Source organism: Candidatus Venteria ishoeyi (assembly GCF_030378065.1).
Lineage (GTDB): Bacteria > Pseudomonadota > Gammaproteobacteria > Beggiatoales > Beggiatoaceae > Venteria > Venteria ishoeyi.
The window spans coordinates 1-16,978 of the sequence record NZ_JAUCGJ010000073.1; the positions used below are offsets into that span (position 1 = coordinate 1).

11 protein-coding genes are annotated in these 16,978 nt (G+C 42.4%); 1 reads left to right on the forward strand and 10 read right to left on the reverse strand.

What is annotated here, in order from left to right; all coding sequences use genetic code 11:
* From QUF61_RS17130 to QUF61_RS17165, 8 genes are all read right to left on the reverse strand, one after another.
* A partial coding sequence (locus QUF61_RS17130) for a DUF2357 domain-containing protein (protein WP_289682803.1) occupies positions 1 to 1,630 on the reverse strand: 1,630 nt, incomplete at its 3' end.
* Positions 1,630 to 4,053, reverse strand: coding sequence for a hypothetical protein (locus QUF61_RS17135; RefSeq protein ID WP_289682804.1), 2,424 nt, complete (start codon positions 4,051 to 4,053; stop codon positions 1,630 to 1,632). The genes QUF61_RS17135 and QUF61_RS17130, both read right to left, overlap by 1 nt.
* Positions 4,054 to 4,126: 73 nt before the next feature.
* Entirely contained in the window at positions 4,127 to 5,635 is a 1,509-nt protein-coding gene (locus QUF61_RS17140; protein ID WP_289682805.1) for a hypothetical protein, read from the reverse strand.
* Positions 5,619 to 8,990, reverse strand: a complete 3,372-nt coding sequence (locus QUF61_RS17145) for a DEAD/DEAH box helicase (RefSeq protein ID WP_289682806.1) — start codon at positions 8,988 to 8,990, stop codon at positions 5,619 to 5,621. The genes QUF61_RS17140 and QUF61_RS17145 overlap by 17 nt, the downstream gene beginning before the upstream one ends.
* Positions 8,977 to 10,344, reverse strand: a complete 1,368-nt coding sequence (locus tag QUF61_RS17150) for a protein kinase domain-containing protein (protein ID WP_289682807.1) — start codon at positions 10,342 to 10,344, stop codon at positions 8,977 to 8,979. Before QUF61_RS17150 ends, QUF61_RS17145 begins: the two co-directional genes overlap by 14 nt.
* On the reverse strand, positions 10,337 to 11,071 hold the full coding sequence (locus tag QUF61_RS17155) for a protein phosphatase 2C domain-containing protein (protein WP_289682808.1): 735 nt from the start codon (positions 11,069 to 11,071) through the stop codon (positions 10,337 to 10,339). The genes QUF61_RS17150 and QUF61_RS17155 overlap by 8 nt, the downstream gene beginning before the upstream one ends.
* On the reverse strand, positions 11,061 to 11,717 hold the full coding sequence (locus QUF61_RS17160; RefSeq protein ID WP_289682809.1) for a vWA domain-containing protein: 657 nt from the start codon (positions 11,715 to 11,717) through the stop codon (positions 11,061 to 11,063). The genes QUF61_RS17155 and QUF61_RS17160 overlap by 11 nt, the downstream gene beginning before the upstream one ends.
* Positions 11,718 to 11,735: 18 nt before the next feature.
* Positions 11,736 to 12,083, reverse strand: coding sequence for a DUF4258 domain-containing protein (locus QUF61_RS17165; RefSeq protein WP_103920258.1), 348 nt, complete (start codon positions 12,081 to 12,083; stop codon positions 11,736 to 11,738).
* Positions 12,084 to 12,313: 230 nt separating this feature from the next.
* Here QUF61_RS17165 and QUF61_RS17170 point away from each other — a divergent pair, with 230 nt between their 5' ends.
* Positions 12,314 to 13,825: a sigma-54-dependent transcriptional regulator gene (locus tag QUF61_RS17170; RefSeq protein ID WP_103920264.1), complete on the forward strand. Its 1,512-nt coding sequence runs from the start codon at positions 12,314 to 12,316 to the stop codon at positions 13,823 to 13,825.
* 108 nt (positions 13,826 to 13,933) lie between these two features.
* Here QUF61_RS17170 and QUF61_RS17175 read toward each other — a convergent pair whose 3' ends face one another.
* Together QUF61_RS17175 and QUF61_RS17180 are read right to left on the reverse strand one after the other, a co-directional pair.
* On the reverse strand, positions 13,934 to 16,150 hold the full coding sequence (locus QUF61_RS17175; protein ID WP_289682810.1) for an RCC1 domain-containing protein: 2,217 nt from the start codon (positions 16,148 to 16,150) through the stop codon (positions 13,934 to 13,936).
* Between the two features lie 524 nt (positions 16,151 to 16,674).
* Positions 16,675 to 16,902 carry a hypothetical protein gene (locus QUF61_RS17180; RefSeq protein WP_289682811.1) on the reverse strand — a complete coding sequence of 76 codons (228 nt, stop codon included), beginning with the start codon at positions 16,900 to 16,902 and terminating at the stop codon, positions 16,675 to 16,677.
* Positions 16,903 to 16,978 lie beyond the last annotated feature (76 nt).

Here is a 16,978-nt window from a genome sequence, read left to right on the forward strand (position 1 = left end):
GTTTTTGCAACCACGGCATTACTTCGTAATCAGCTACTGGTTGGATGACACACCATTTTTTGCTTTGTGGATCAGCTTTTTTTAACCAATTCGGTATTGCTGCGTCTGCTTCTAATAGCTTGTTTAATTCTATTTTTGGTGGGTAATGCAATAAAAATGGTGCCATCAATGCCCGACGTAAGGCATAAGCAACTTGCTCAACACTGGCAATTTCCCAGGGAGAAACAGGCATCAGACCAAGGTTTTCAAACAGACCTTCACTTTCATGGGGTAGGCTGTGTAAGCATAAGGACAGATGGTCATTAGATTCACCTGGATATAAAATCAGGGTTAATGGTGGTGCAGCCTCTGGTTTAACCAGGCTGGCTGCCAGTTCCAGATAAGCCTGTTGCTGTAATTTCAGGCTTTGTGTACTCAGTGATGCTAATAGTGGCAAAATACGCAAACGCACGACTGGCTTGTTATTGTCATTTTCAATTAATTGCAAAATGCCGCTCTTTTGTATCTCCAAATCAATCTGTCCATGCCAACCCTTTAAAACTAATACGTTTGTTTCATCTAAAGGAGTTTCCAGGCTGTCATCAACAGGCTCATAAGCTAATTGGGCAAATGCTCGTACCACGAGTAACAAACAAAACTGATTAAATCCCTGACATAAATCCTGATATTGTGCCTGAGTGATTTTGGATTTTTCTGCACCATGCCTCATCCATTCCTGCCACAACACACCAACAGAACGGTAGTAGGGATCATTGAGCAGGATGTTGGTCATGGTGAGTTGATTGGCTACCCGGGCAAGTCGTGGAACTTGTTTATATAACACTGAACCCATCATTCCTAACAATTGGTATTTTAGTTTTTGCAGTTCTGCTAAAGTATTACGGGTATATTCTTCTGCTTGTTTGTCTTGTTGTTTGTCTTGTTTAGGCCCTCCCCACAGTGTATAAATTCGCCGTTGCAAACGGTAATACCCACTTACATCATAGTTGGTCAGTTTTACCAGGGTATCAATGATTTTTTGTAACTTAGAAATACGTCGATTCAGATAAACCAATAAATGATCAATCAAACGCGCTGCTACCCGGTTTTCGTAAATATCCCACATTTCATAGCGAATCTTAGCCAGAATATGTCGGGGTTGTACTCCCCACAAGGTACGTTTTTCCCAGTCTTTGGTATGCGCAGCCAGATAAGTGACTGCATTTTTATCTACACGACGGGCGCGGGAGACATGCACTCGTTCTGCTTCGGTACGCAGATGGGTATGCGGCAAAGCACAAACTTGTTGTAAATGGTGCAAGTGCAGCGAGTCCTCAGACAATAAAAATCGCTCTAAATCCTGCTTCTCCCCCTGCTCAGAAATATTTGGCACCAATGGTGAAACTTCATTCCAATCCAGCCAGGTATTATTATTACTGCTGAACTCTTCCAGTTTCTTGGCAATTAAACGGATGCTTTGGGTTTCCAATTCACCAGGCAGGCATTTATGTTGTGCATCCTGAGGCAAAGCATAACCCTGTAATTGAATGGATACTGATGGATCTTTGCCTTGGGCTTGCCAGAGTCCCGCTAATAAAATACCTGTCAAATCTTCACGTACTTCACCTGATAAGCGATTGCGGTATTTCATTAGTCTTCACCAAGACGATGCAATTCATAGTCAAGAATACGAATTGATTGTGAAGTTTTTTCTGTAAGCTGTAATCCTTCAAAACCCGTTTTAAGCTGACTTCGAAGCTTTTTTAAATCCTCTGGGCGGTTGTCATAACGATCTTTGAGTTTACGCAATAGTTTGGTGGCCAAAATACTATCCGTAGCCTCTACCAAATTGCCTCCAGCGGCAATGACCACGGGTACGTAGGATTTCATCTGCCGTTCCAGACGATTACCCCAGCCAAGATTAAAATGTTTATCCAGAAGCTCCCCCTGTTGCTCTATAAAGGCGTAAGCTTTTTCAGCCTCTTGACGATACTTATTTTGCGCCTTTTTGAAAGATTTATTTAACTTGCTCAAGGTAATCGGATGACGAGGAGATAATTGACGATTTATCTCAAACTGCTCCTGATGCCGAGGCAATTCCATAACATGTGCACGATCATAGGTTTTGGGTGCGAAATCTACCGTCGTTTCATCATGATTAGCCGTACCGATAAACCAGATATTTTCAGGGATTTTTAGTTTACGGCCTTCAGTAAATAAATCAGGGGCAGGTGCTACTGCTGATTCCATTAAGGTTAAAATACGGTTTTGAGGTTCTTGCTCCAGTGCAGAAATGAAATCTGCAAAGTATTGTTCAGGGTGAGATAAGTTCATTTCATCCAACACAATAAAAAATAACCGATCCTGATACTGGGGACATTGTGCCAGATAAAGCGCCTGCAAGAATTCTGACTCATAAAAACGCCGCTCAAAGGCATTAAAATGCCCCACTAAATCATGCCGATCCCGCCAGCCAGCCTGTATTTCGATTAACCCATCTCCTGCACCGAGTGCCCGCGCCATCGCTAGGGGCAGGCTGGTTTTGCCGGTACCGCTGATGCCTTGCAGCAAATGCAAGTGACTCATTGCTAAACCGGCAAGAAAACTACGAATGTCGCGTTGGCTGTAAAACAGCTCTTTTTGAGTCTCTCTATCGTAAGCAACGCGCTGGCGTAAATCTTCAGAAAATGTTTTGAGATTTATTTCTTCATCATGCAAAGATGTTTTTGTCTGGTGAGCTTCCTCGCTATCCATAGCAATACAGGCTGGAAAAGGACTGACCCCATCAGCACGGCGGATGCGTTCATCCACGTCTTTCCGTAAATCCTCTAACGCTGCTTGCAATAAATCATTGCTGCTTTTCAGGCTTTGTTTTTGTTCACGCAGGGCTTCCAGTTCGGTAACGGCTATTTGGTTTTGATCACGTTGGCGCTTGAGTGCCTGAATTTGCTGTTGTTGTTCATAATCCCTTTGCTGTGCATCTTTATATAAATTTTCCAATTTCTGCAGACGTTTTTGTGCATTATGATCAGGGCGCGTTGCCAGTTCAGCTTTGGCTTCATCGCGTTCTTTTCGCACAGACTCCAACTCCTGAAAAACTTCTTCCGGGCTTCGGTTGCCAATACGGCGCTCGGCTTCTTCATAAGTCCGTAGTTTTCTTTCTAACTGATCTCGATAAGCCTCAACCGCTATAAGGCGTTGTTTTTCAGAATGTAACTTTGATTCAAATTCAGTTTTTTCAGCAATAATTGACTTTTCAAGATATTCATTAAAGCTCTGCTTATCTTCCTTTAATGATTCTATATCCCATTTTAATTGATTATGCTTTTTATTAAGTTTTGCTTCTTCTTTTAGTAATGAAAGACTTTCCTTATCAATTTTCTGCAATTCTTTCTGGTAATCAGACTCTAATTTATTTCGTTTAGCCTCCTGATTTTTTATAAATTCATTTTGTTTAGATTCCAATATTATTTCAAACTCAGAACGCTCCTCCAGTATTTTTTGCCTATGATTTGACATTGTCTCACGCAGGATTTGTGCTTCTTTTTCCAGTTGGGACAACGACTCATGACGTTGCTGGGTAAACCCTGCTTCAGCATTAAGTTCTCTGTTCTTAATGTCTTGTTCCTGTTCATCCAGGCTTTTAGCCTGTTGCTGCAAGCACACCTGTTCCTGTTGTTGTGCCTCTTTTATGTTATTAATTTCCTGTTGTTTTTTTTGTTGTTTTTGTTCTCTTTCCTTTATACCTGAAATACGTGCTTCTAAATCTGCTTGTTGTTTTTCAAGTTTATTTTTTTCTGACTCAGTTTCTTTTTTCAAAGCCTCAAAAATATGCTGAGCCTGTTTAGCTTGTTCAACCGCAGTACATAAATCATCACTGTTTGCAGTGGTAGGTTTACCAACTGCTATAGCAGATTCCAAGAGTGTTTCAGTGGCTTGTTCAGTCGCAATATCATTTAACTGCTTTGCTTCCGTTTGATGTTTTTGATCCAACTCAAGCTTAGGGTTATTAGGGTTATTGGGGTTATTGGGGGTTGAGGTTCGTTTTTTATTTCTTCTAGAATTTTTAGACATTTTTTACATTATCCCTTATATACTATGTTATTTGTTTTTTTAACAAAAGTCAGACTTGTTAGTATTTATTACCTTATGCAGTTAATATAGCTGTAACCGCATATAGGGTTTTACGTAATTCACCTACTTTATTTATACTAACACTCTCCTGTTCTATTTTATGATGTGTGGATTTTCCTCCTGCTTTCACCAGTTCTTCTAAAATATCCAATAAATCAGGCTGTTGTTCTGCTGCTTGGTATAACGGATGTTCAGGCTGATTATTGGCAATCAGAATAGATGCACTGATTAAAGGGCGTAATCGCCAGTTATCAGGGAAATCAGTAACCGACCTGATAAGATTAGGTGGTACATTTGCCAGTGGATCAGGAATTCTGTTAAATCCTATTTTTTTTGCCGCATCCTTATAAATCTGATGCAACTGTATTTTATCGTTTTTTGGTAACTGCCTCCAAGTCCCTTCCCCCGGCCATTTTTTCAATATATCACCAAACAAAGCCTCCTGTACTTTACGCATCAAACCTGGAATAACATTAAGTTTTTGCCGGGAACATTTTTCACCTAATGCTGCCGCCTCTTGCCAGGCAGTTTCCATATCCAGCAGCGGTTGATAAATGATTGATTGGCGTAATTCAGCAGGAATTTCTAATTTTGCTTTTTGTTGTAATTGTCCCTGCCAGGCTTCCAAATCTTCAAACCCTTCTGCCAGCACATATTCCAGTAATGAATGAATCTGCTTACGTAAAAATTCCCCTGAACCTGTAGTCATTTGTTGTTCCAACGCATTGCGTAACTGAAGACTGGGGCCAAAACCAAAGGGATCACACACATACCAATCCCTTTCTTCTTCCAGTGCATAGGCATAGGTTGTTATAAACATTGGTTTGGGGTCTGTCTCTATCAGTGAAACCCGTTGTAGATAATTTTCCAGTTCCCGCTCTGCATAAGAAGTAAAATCCTCCTCATCTACAGCCCAGCTTGAAGTTTGTTTTTGTGCCCGCATCTGTTGCTGTAGCGCTTCAAGTATTTGTTTAGGGCTAGGTTGTGTGGGTAACATTTTGCTTGTTGCTGGTATTTGATAAGCCCATTGCACAAAAGGTTTACCCTTGTCCCCCTCTAACAAACCTGGAAAACCTTTTTCATCATACTCAACTTTTGCATGATTTAAGTTCGGTTCAAAACGCGACCATAGAGTCTGCGTTAATGCATCCTGAAAAACAAAACCCACCTGAAGTTTTTCTTCTATATTCAGAGTTTCTTCATGCAGGTAATTTTTCCCTGTTGCTGTGGGTAAACCCCGTTCATCCAGCAAACCATCCTGTTGTAATTCAAGCACGATTTCTCCTGCCAGGTTAGGATGGATGTCCAGTGTTTTAGCAAGACGCTGTAGTTCAAATAAACCCGCATCACATAAACCCAATGCCGCTTTTTGCAATATATTCAGGCGGCGCTGGCGAATTTGTGGTGCACAGACCTGATAGACCCATACTGGCCACAGTAGATAACGACGTTGCTTGCGTAAGGTTTTCTGATGAGCCCGTAAGCGAAATGATAAAACCGGGCTATTACGTTGAAATGACATGACCTTGTTCCCCCTGGCAAAGTATATAAAAATTTTTCAGCGCGGGAATGGCCTGTTTCGCACTGGCATTTTTGACCATCTCTACATCCCCGACACAAATCAACAAACGCTGCTGACGACTCATCGCTACACAAAGACGATTTTCCAGCATCAAATGCCCGTATTTACGCTGCCATAGCTTGGTTTGCACTATCGGGTCGCTATCTCTATCCTTGAATGAATTACTGCGGGTCATGGACAGGAAAACCACATCAAATTCCTTGCCCTGAAAGGCATCCACCGTCCCCACCCGCAGACGTTCTTTTGTTTTCCCGTCATCAGATGGAATATATTGCCAATTTTCAGCAATTTGATAGCCCCCGCTTTCTTGCTCTGTTACCAATCCTTGCGGTACCAAAGCGCGGAAAATTTCTGTTATCTGTGCGGCATAAAAGCTGATGATTCCAAAGCTGAGCCCAGGATGCTGTTGCATGAGAGGCTTTAACTGCTTGGCAATCCATTGTGCTTCTACCGGGCGGGATTTGCTTTTACCAGTCTTTTCTTTGCCTTTTTTGAAGGGAATATTCACCCAGGCAGCTACTTTATTTTCATAAGCCGTTAAATCATGGTTAAAGTCTGCTGCTGGACGACCGGAATCAAATGACTCACCATGGGGCTTGTAGAAATTATCACTGACAAATTGTCCTAAAGTTGGGTGCATCCGGTATTGGGTATCCAGGGTAATGACACGCCGGATACCATCTTTTTTTTCCTGTTGTTGCAACTGCTTAAACAAGCGTTCAAACAGGCTTTTTTTCAGTGCGGCACAGGTCTGTTCATTCATGCTGCTACCCAATTCCCGCTCTATATCCGGTTCTAATAAATGAGGTAACTGACGGTGATCGCCCACCAAAACAATGTGTCGCTCAGCGCGAGCAAGAGGAATGAATAAATCCAACGGGTTGGCGCGAGCTGCTTCATCAACAATAACACTTTTAAAAACGGCGTTGTCATGTTTAGCCTGGTTCATTTGATAACCAGCTGCCTGTTGACAGGTGGCTGCCAGCACTGCCGTATAATGACGGATAGCATCACGTACTGCAGGCGTATCTTGCTCTAAGTCTTTGCGGTATTCTTCCAATACCGCCGCTTCACTGCCTTGGCTCCGGCGAGCTTTTTCGTATAAGCTATCGACCATATCCGCCAGTAATGCTGCAACATCAGTGTCCACTCGCAGCCCGTCTTGTGCGACCAGATCAGGTTGTAAACGATCCAGTAAATTGTCCTGAATGCCTGCCAGTTTATCCAGAAAATCAGGTACTTGTTCATTATCCCAGTCAGCAGCCTGTTGTAACAGCTTTTCATCCGTTGATTCCAGTGCATCATGTGCATCATGTGCAGCCTGCAAGCGTTTTATTAGTTTGTAGGCATTTTTAGCCCCGTCATCAGCAAATGAAATGGCTTCTATTCGTAAGCTCCGCACGGCTTTGAGTAATAATTTCTGCTCAGCATCCGCTTGAAGCACACTGCCTGTGGCTGATAGATTTTTCTGTATGTCCAGCAGACGATCAAATAATGTACTGGGTAAGTATGTTTCAGCTTGTTCCCGTACTTCCTTGAGCAAGCACTGAGTTTCTCTGGCATCTGTTGGATGATTAAGATAACCTGCATGATATTGGCGTACCTTGCTTAATACCTTGCTGATCGGGGTTTCCGGAAAATCAGCCAAGCGGGCATGCGCTGCTTCAATACGTGCTTGTCGCCAAGTATCCAGACCATCACGAGCGTCTTTATCTCCCCAGCGTTTACCAATTTTTAGTGCTGGCAGACCAAATACACTGCTGCGTTCAGCAGCATTTTCTACCGCATCATGCTGAAAACTACTGAGCAGAGTTTGTCCGCCAATACCTTCATTGATTTCCCCCAGTTCTGCCAAACGCGCCTGCAAAGCGGTGATAACACGGGTTTTACCCGTACCGGGTGGGCCTTGAATAATGACAATATCCGGAGTGTTGAGTGCAATTTTCAAAGCTTCTTCTTGGCGTGCCGTAGGATGACCACCAAAGTGCTGTTTGCTTGAGGCAGACAAGGCTTGTTGTGCCTGATGACGAGACTGTGGCAAGGGTTGATTTTCAAGTAGCAACCTCAGTTTAGGCATGGGGCAAATTGCCGAGGCAATTGCATCTCTGGCCTGGTTACGGCGCTGCAGACGCTTTTCATCACCGCTGAGACTGACAAAAATCATTCCCCGTTCAGGTGGTGGTGTTGTATATTCTCCAAAAACTGCCTTGAGATCCAAAGTTTTTCTTTTATGGCTGTAATCTACGCACATACCCACAAATTCTGGACGGCGAAATTTTGTTGTTGTCAATTCTCCGGTTTCCAACCCTGGTGGCAATTGTTTACCGGCTTCCAGTGTTATTTCCTCATTTTGACGTAAACGGTTAAGGAATTCATTGAAATCACTGTCACCATCCAATTCAAAACGCCAGATACCATAAGGACGTTTTTCTACTTTTTTATATTCTAACCAACCCAAGTTTTTTGCATGACGGGTGATATTGTCCCTTTCCAGTTGATTATATTGCGCCCAAATATTCAGATAGCTATCTACCTCACGTACTAATCGATCTAATTCATTTTCTGCAATACCGCGTACTTTTCCAGCAACGGTAATATCGCAAAACTGAATGTTGCCCTGGCTTAAAAATATGGGTTTATTATTTTGTTGCCGATATGCAATCACCTTTTCCACGCGCAGTTTACCATCTGGCTGTTTGGCAATATCCGCAGCATAGCCTTCACCATAAATTCGAAATTTTTGTAAACCTTCTTGATTCTCTTCAGGGTTAGCAGACAGTAACATTCTGTGCTCATTTTTTTCGGCTTCCTTATCCTTTTCCCCGCAAGGTAATAAGAGTTTTTTATTTAACCAACTTACCAGTTTGGCTACAGAATCCAGACTTTTGTGCTTACGTCGTAAATCTTCGATAATTTTGTCATCAACACCCAATTCAACAGCTTCAGTCCAATAAAATTGAGAGGGAAAGCTATGCACCTGCAAACTCAATATTGCCTTACCCTCTTGTTTGCGTTGATTGATCACCCAGCAAATACGTGGCAAACCATCTGTGTTGAGCTTTTCCAGCAATGTCTGGTTGCGTTTACCATCGCGGTGACTATGTTTACCTGCCCCTTCAATAGCCCAGGTTTTATCCTTAGCCCAGGTTTTATCCTTGTAGCTAAGTAACATCGGGTCAGCGGAAATTAATTTTACTTCATGGTTTTTTGCTATTTGTATCCCAAAATCACTATCCAGATTAGGCTGAATATCTAAAGTGGTGATTTGCCCATAAATCAGTTTATGTATTTTCATTTTGATATTTTAAGCTTGTAGTGTGATATGCAAACCGTATAACCCGATGGGGTTTATCCAGGGTGTCCAGGTGTAATTGATATTGTTCTGCTTTACTTAAATCCAGGAAGCGTTCACCTTGTCGTAAAGTTTCCTCACCTTTTGTTGTTTTTAGCAAATATTCTCGGTCATTCAGACTGCGTAAAACCAGATATTGATTTTTTATTTCAGCATGCAGACGTGGTATATCTATACTTTGCATCTGTCCAGATAACCATCTTTTCCCAATATTTTGACTTTCTGCTTCAGTCAGTGCTAATTGTCCAATAAGGACTTTTTTATCATTTGGTTTGGTAAAGACTTTTTGGTTTTCATGATCCCATAAGGTCAGGTGCAGCAGTGCAAAAGCGGGGCGAGGTTCATCACACCAGGGGCATATTTTTTTAGAAAAATAATAACTGCCCTCACAAGCCGGGCAATTGACTGTCGCATCTGCGGCGGCGTGGAGTTTCTCCGCCCACTCGCTGATACCGGGACGGTGTTGTGGACGCTTTAAGCCTAAACCAAAACTACGTTGACAAAGTTCTTTCAGTTTGGGGGATAAAACGATTTCACGCGAAAGACCATCACTACTGGCATTTTGTTTGTTATCAGGCTCATCTATCCAGGGCAATTTACCCTGCATTGCCTGTTCTTCAAGTTCCGGTTCACCCTCATTAACATAATCACCAATCAAGGGATGTACCAGTGCCAGCGTTTTGAAGGCAATCACAGCAAAAGCATGTGCATCAGTCAGTGTATTTACGCAGCCTTTAGCCGACACCAGTTCTGGTGCACCATAGTCTGGGGTATAAATAAAGCGTTGTGCAGGTGAAGATTGAACGTGTAGATTATCAGCATCAATCAGCCAGACTTCTTCCGCTTCTGTCGTTTTGGAAATAAAAATATTATTGGGTGAGGGATCGGCATACGCCAATCCTTTGCCATGAACCTGCGCCAGAATATCTGCGGTATGTGCTAATAGACGCAGGCGACGGCGCAAACCATACCAGGGCACAAAATCTTCTTCAGGTGGATGCATCAGGGTTTTCAGGGGTTCCATACCCGTCAGTAACTCCATTACATAACCGAGATAAGGTTCTGCCAGCATTGCTTGCGGGTGGGCAATGGGCAATCCTTGTAAATCCAAGCGTTTAATTTTGATCAATTGGTTACGCAACTGTTCGCGATGTTTACGAGACGGGTTGTTGATACGTTTTACCGCCAGTTGGCTGTTTTGTACACGATATACAATACCTTCTCCACCTCGACCGAGTTCTTCCCCCAATTCATATTCACGGCGTTGTTCATCTAGTAATTTTTCGGGTTTATCCATTATTTTCATCCTCACACTGCCATAATAATGCTAATGTTTTGTCATCCAAATGATGCGGTACTGGCCAGTTATTCAGTTCTTTTTGTAACATTCTTCGCCGTTTATCAGCAGCTAAATAAGCAAAATCCTGATACAACCACTGGATAAAATCACTGCGTTTATCCGGTTGTAAATCATCGGCAATACCATCCGTAGCCAGCAGTAATTGAAATGCTTGTTTATCTAAGTTTTCTTGATGTAAAACCCAATCATCCAGTTTGTGCGGACAACCTAATGCCAGAGTTTCATTGCCAAAACCTGCATCACGTTCCAGAATAGGCTGATTTTGTTGCTGGCTTTGCAGGTAGATTAAACCATCACCCAAACCACCACAAAGTAGGCGACCATCAGCATGATACAGCGCAAACAAACAAGTGGCAGCGCAATCCTTGGCAGGTACTGAGCCAAGCAAAAGCTTCCATAACAGTATGATCAAACGCGGTAACATTTCAGGCTCAGCTTGTTGTGCCATTGCCCAGAGTTTGGCCGCCTGTATCACCGCTTTGCAGGCTGCTTTTGCGCCATGATCACTATGGGGTCGTGAACCCAGGCCATCACTGACCGCAATGACCCGCAACAGCCGTGAACTGCGCCCCAGCCAGGCATCCTGGTTGGTTAGTTGTTGCTGTTGATGAAGCGGGCCGCGTACCGAAATACCAAAATGTCCCTGCTTCATTTCAGAACTCATAGTCATCAATATCAGGTTGATTAGGGGGTGGTTGATTGGGGTTGGTACTGCGCGAGCGACTGGTAACGCTCATCGTCACCCAGCGGAAAAATCGCTGAATCTGCCGTGCTTCATGTGCTTCAAATACTTTACCTTCTGGATCAGCAATAAATTGTTGCAACATTGCCGTATCTGCATCTGCACCGATCCCCATTGCAAAGCGTATGGCTTTGCTGGCACGTTCAGATTGTAGTAAGGCTTGAAGTGGTGCTTGCCATTCATCATTAGGTTCACCATCAGAAACCAAAATCAAAGTGGGACGATAGGCACGACTGGGGATTTTTTCATGATCTTCAACCAATTCTTTAACCAGTGTGAAAGCTGCACCCATCGGTGTACTGCCAGCAGCTTGCATATCTTGCCAGGAAGTTTCTGCGGCAGGTGTTAGTTCTTGAACCAAGTGTGCGCCTCCTGCGCCAAAAGTGATAATAGCCACCTGGATTTGTGCCCGCTCAGCTTCTTCTTCGGCAAAAGCCATATTCATTTCTCGTACGGCTTGGTTTAATGCTTGGATTTTGCCTTCTACACTCATACTGCCACTGACATCAGCAAGCAGAATAATCGGAAGAGGGCGGGCTGCGGTCATGGTAAAGTTTTTTAATGCCATGAGAATTTTTCCTTATTTTTAATGAATAGTATATTGTTTATGTAAATGTTTACGCTTGGGGTGTTTATATCTTGGACGTAAATTACGAAAATTTCGATTACGGTACACGGTTAGCACCGTATATTGTGATGTACACACAACTTGCACCCCTTCACAGTCTTGAATATCTATCCCTTTTTGGGCATTCATTTCAACTTCCTTATGCCCAATCACATAAATAGATGCACCGCGTGTGTGTATGCAACGTCCATAATATAAAACGGTTTCCAGTTTATTGCGACTAATACCTCGTAACTGCATACGTTGATGAGCATGGTCAGTTAAATGATAACCGGGTATAGATGATAATGCACAAGACAGATTCATTTTACTTGCTCCATAATTTTATATAATAATTTATTTGTTATAGAGCGAGGTTTATGCCAAGTTTTTATATCCTGTATAAAAAATACAATTAATTGATTTTATTGAATTAATAATAAACTCATTATATTATAAGTGTACAATTTATCTGAAAATTAGATAAATTATATTATAGTATGGGTAAAAATATTTCTGTTTTTTATGGTGTCAGACTATACAAAAAAGAGGCTATTATGGCTAAACGACTTATTGCCTGGCTGGGCATGACAGATATTCGCGCCAGTGATCCACAAGAAACCAGAACAACAAGTGGGCCTATCGATCAGGTATTAAAGGCCTGGCATGATATTGAAGCAGTTGAATTGCTGGCAGATCAGAAACAGGAAAAGATTGTACAGTACCAAAAGTGGATTGCTGAGCAATTTAGGATCAAGCTGCAAATACATCCTGTTCAACTACCAAGCCCCACTAATTTTTCAGCGATCTATCAGCAAGCCTCAACTGTGTTGAGAGAGCTTGAAAAGGAAACATCTGCTAACTGGTATTACCATCTCAGCCCTGGCACACCGGCTATGGCTGCCATCTGGATTATTTTGGCGAAAACCCGCTTTCCTGCTCAACTGGTGCAATCTTCACCACAACGAGGAGTGGAAGTGGCTGAGTTTCCTTTTGATTTAGCGGCTGATTTTTTGCCCGATGTATTAAAACCAGCAGATGCCCGATTAATAAGTGGCTCTATGGCAGAGCCACCATCAGCGCCAGAATTTAACGATATTATTTATCGTTGTCCGGCAATGTACAAACTCATTACACGCGCACACAAAGTTGCATTGTTTAGTGTGCCTGTGCTGATTCAGGGAGAGTCAGGTACAGGTAAGGAGTTGTTGGCGCGTGCCATCCATAAAGTCAGTCCACGGCATAATAAGCCTTTTATTGCGGTAAATTGTGGTGCCATTCCTGTGGAATTAGTCAATTCTGAGTTATTTGGACACAAAAAAGGGGCCTTTACCAGTGCAATAGCAGATCGTCAAGGCTGCTTTGAAACAGCTAATGGCGGCACGCTGTTTCTGGATGAAATTGGTGAATTGCCCTTAGATGCCCAAGTGAAACTCTTACGGGTCATTCAGGAAAAAGAAATTATCCGCGTGGGTGAAAACCAGGCAAAACCAGTAGATGTCCGCCTGATTTCTGCAACTAATCGAATATTACTTGATGAAATTCAACAGCATCGATTTCGAGAAGATTTATTTCACCGTTTGGCAGTAGGTATTCTTAAGTTGCCACCATTACGCAACCGGGAGGGAGACTTGAGTTTATTAATTGATTTTTTACTTAAAAAAATCAATTTAGAATCTAAAGATATTCCTGGTTATTATGAAAAATCCCTAACTGCTGCTGCTAAAAACCTGCTGTTCCGTTATCGTTGGCCTGGCAATATCAGGGAGTTACATAATACTCTCTATCGTGCAGCAATATGGTCAGATGAAACTCAGATTTCTGAAATTGAGATACGGGATGCTTTACTTAGCGATATCCAATCATCATTATCTGATATTTTGGAGCGTCCCTTTAATGATGAATTTAATATAGAGGATATTCGCAATGAAGTAACTCGCTATTATCTAAGAAAAGCCCTGGATATTGCTCGTGGAAAAAAAAGTCAGGCAGCAAAATTATTAGGACTAAAGAACTATCAAACATTAAATAACTGGATAAAAAAAATAAATAAAACCCGTCCACTTTGAAATCGACAAAAATATTTTATTAATGTCATACCTGCGCAGGCAGGTATCCAGCCGTTGTTTACAAGAGCTAGATTCCCGTCTACACGGGAATGACAAGAATTGTAGTTTTCAACTTAGATGGGGTTTAGGAATAATATTACCTGTTGCACTCGTCTGGAGCTGGTGTGCCTCTGTCATTGACTGTGCTTCCTGCGGCGTCGCTTCCCGCAAGTATTCCAGTGAGGGATTTAATCCACTGAGGTCGCCATCAGGTAATACAACCATAAATGTCTCGCTTGTGATACTTTTATTTCTAACCCAGATAACCCGTACCTGCCCTGTTGGCGTTGTTTCAGGGGTTGCTGACAGTGCTACGGGTTGTTCTACAGTAATCGCAACAATTGCCCAACCTGCCGGAATCCGTTCGTCCGTTTTGCGGGTTGTGGCGTTCAAAAAAGACAGCCTGCCATCCGGGGCTTGCAATACAACGGCAACCTGGGTGAAATCAGAATCTAGAGGAAAATGATTGATGGGAATTGCCTTGACCTGAGTATTATCACTCAGTGAGAAAATCTGTGCTTTTTGCAACAGCACGGGATGGGAAAGGGTGGTTGCCGTTACCACAATAGGCACAATTTCGCCGTGTTGCCATTGAAACTTGCCAACAGCGTTGTTTGCAATCAGCTTATTTATATCCAGTGGGGCGATTTCACCTGTTAATGCCTCTGTTACTATAATTGGTTTTGTGCGCCAGATGATGGTGCTGCTTTCGGGAGCTATAGAATTCCGGTATTCATAAACGCTGATATTGTATTGACCCAGGCCCGTCATGCTCATGATTCGATACTTTGTTTGATATACCGGTGGAGAGAAAGCCAGAAGGTCAGCATTGTTCAGCGAGGTTGCCAGGTGAGCACCATTTGCACAATTTACAGCAAATGAAATATTTTGTGCAGAAGAATTATTTATAACACTATCAAGTATATCTCCCAATGCACCTAGGTGCTGCCCATTAATAACTTGTATCTGAGATGAATTTGTATTATCTCTGCCATCTATAACATGGCTTGTAATTTTAGGTGACTGACAATAGCTGGTTAATGTTTCTCCCACATATTCAGCAGAAATTTTCATTGCATTGGCAGCACCGTCCGCATCAACAATCTGCATAGGCAAATCTGGTGCTATTATCGGCATCAGTTTAGTAACCGGTGCTGCTATATCTGTTGATAAGGCAACGCTTAAATTATCGACTGCCACGGGAGGCAAATTGAAATCCTGACTTGCGCCATGACCAGCTAATGCCTCTGGCCACCAGCATGTAATATTACCTGTCTCCAATAAGCTGCAAATATGACCTCGACCGACAGCTACGGAGTAAGCGGTACCATTTACCGGCATATCTACAGGGGTATGACTATCAAGATGTGCACCCCAGCATTTAATTTCTCCATTGTTTAAAACAACGCAGGCTGTGCCAAAACCTGCGCTGATGGATTTAATATTGTTGTCCAGGCCAATAACATTCGTAGGTATTAAACTGTCAATATTTGTTCCATTACCTAATTGTCCCCGATCATTGCGCCCCCAGCATTTTATCGCATTGTTATCCAGCAAGGCGCAGACATATCCATAGCCTACGCTGACTTCAACGACTTTATTATTTAAGCCAACGACATCCACAGGTTCAGTGAATGTTGATGTTTCAGGTGTATTAGTCTCAATGCCATTACCAAGCGCGCCATACGCATTGCTTCCCCAGCATTTTAGTGCGCCATCATTTATGATGGCGCAAGCATTATATTCTCCGACATTAACAGCAACTACACCGCTGCTCAAGCCAATAACATCTGTAGGGGTTGTACTATTTTCTGTTGTTCCGTTACCAAGCATGCCATAATTATTGCCTCCCCAACATTTAAGGGTACCCGTATCCAAAATAGCACAAGTTGATTTATCTCCCGCGCTGAAAGCAGTGACATTAGCATCCAGTCCCATAATATCCATTGGGGTTTGACTATTCTCATTTGCAGTACCGGTATCATAGCCTAACTGACCAGCCCAATTAGCACCCCAGCATTTTAATTGCCCGGTTTCCAGCAATGCGCAGGAATGCCTGCCACGGGAACTGACTGCAACAATACCGGTATTCATACCCATGACATCAACAGGGGTTGTTGGGCCACTATCATTGAGTGTACCATCACCAAGTTGGCCAGCTTTATTACCCCCCCAGCATTTTAAGCTACCTATATCGGTTACAGCGCAATAATGATCATAACCGCCGCTGAAGCTTGTTAATTCAGCCCAGGTTGAATGACTCATGCTTAACAAGGTAATCATCATTAGGCTTAGCCAGTTATTTTTGTAAATTTTGTAATGAATATTTTGTTTTATAAAATAGTTAATTTTCATTTTAATTTAAAACCTCTGTTATTTCTAAAGTTTTGGAGTTCATATTAAGCCAAAATAATCAGTCAACTACTTGATTCATAAGAACTCAAGGCGCAAAGTCTTAATAAAAGGTGACGTTACCATTTTAAGGTTCATAAACTGATTCGGAAATGGAACGTTCGTGAATTTCCCAGAGTACGGAGCCAAAGTTTCGGGCAAACCTCTACAGGTATTCCCGAATCGACTAAATTAACTTTCCCTCGTTACCAAGCTCCAGCTTAGTAACGCCTGCCTGGCAAGCTCCAGCTTGCCGAAATGGATACAGGAGAAGCTGGAGCTTCCAGGTCTGCATTCCCAACGAGGACGCTGGGAACGAGGGAATATTTAGTGTCTGACCGAAAACCCTGAGAAATGAAATTTTCACTCAGATAAATTTCCAGACACCCACTTATTAAATACTACTATAAAAAACTTAGTTATTTTTGTAGGTATTTATAACTTCTTTCAAATACAGTAAATTTTTCCAGTTCTTGTTCTTCTTCAGCCCATTGCCGGATATTTTCCAAATCAAAAACCTGTTCTTTGGCAATATTTACCGCCTGCACAAAAGATTGTTGATCGTCCCAATAAAAATAAACACTCAAGCGATCCTTAGGAGTGAGGATGAAATAAGTGCAGGAACTGGGCGCAGGATTTTTATTCATTTTCAAGGCGTGAAAACAGGCGCATAGCAAGCTATGTAACTGTTTTCACAACGCAGAAAATGGAGAAAAAGACCAG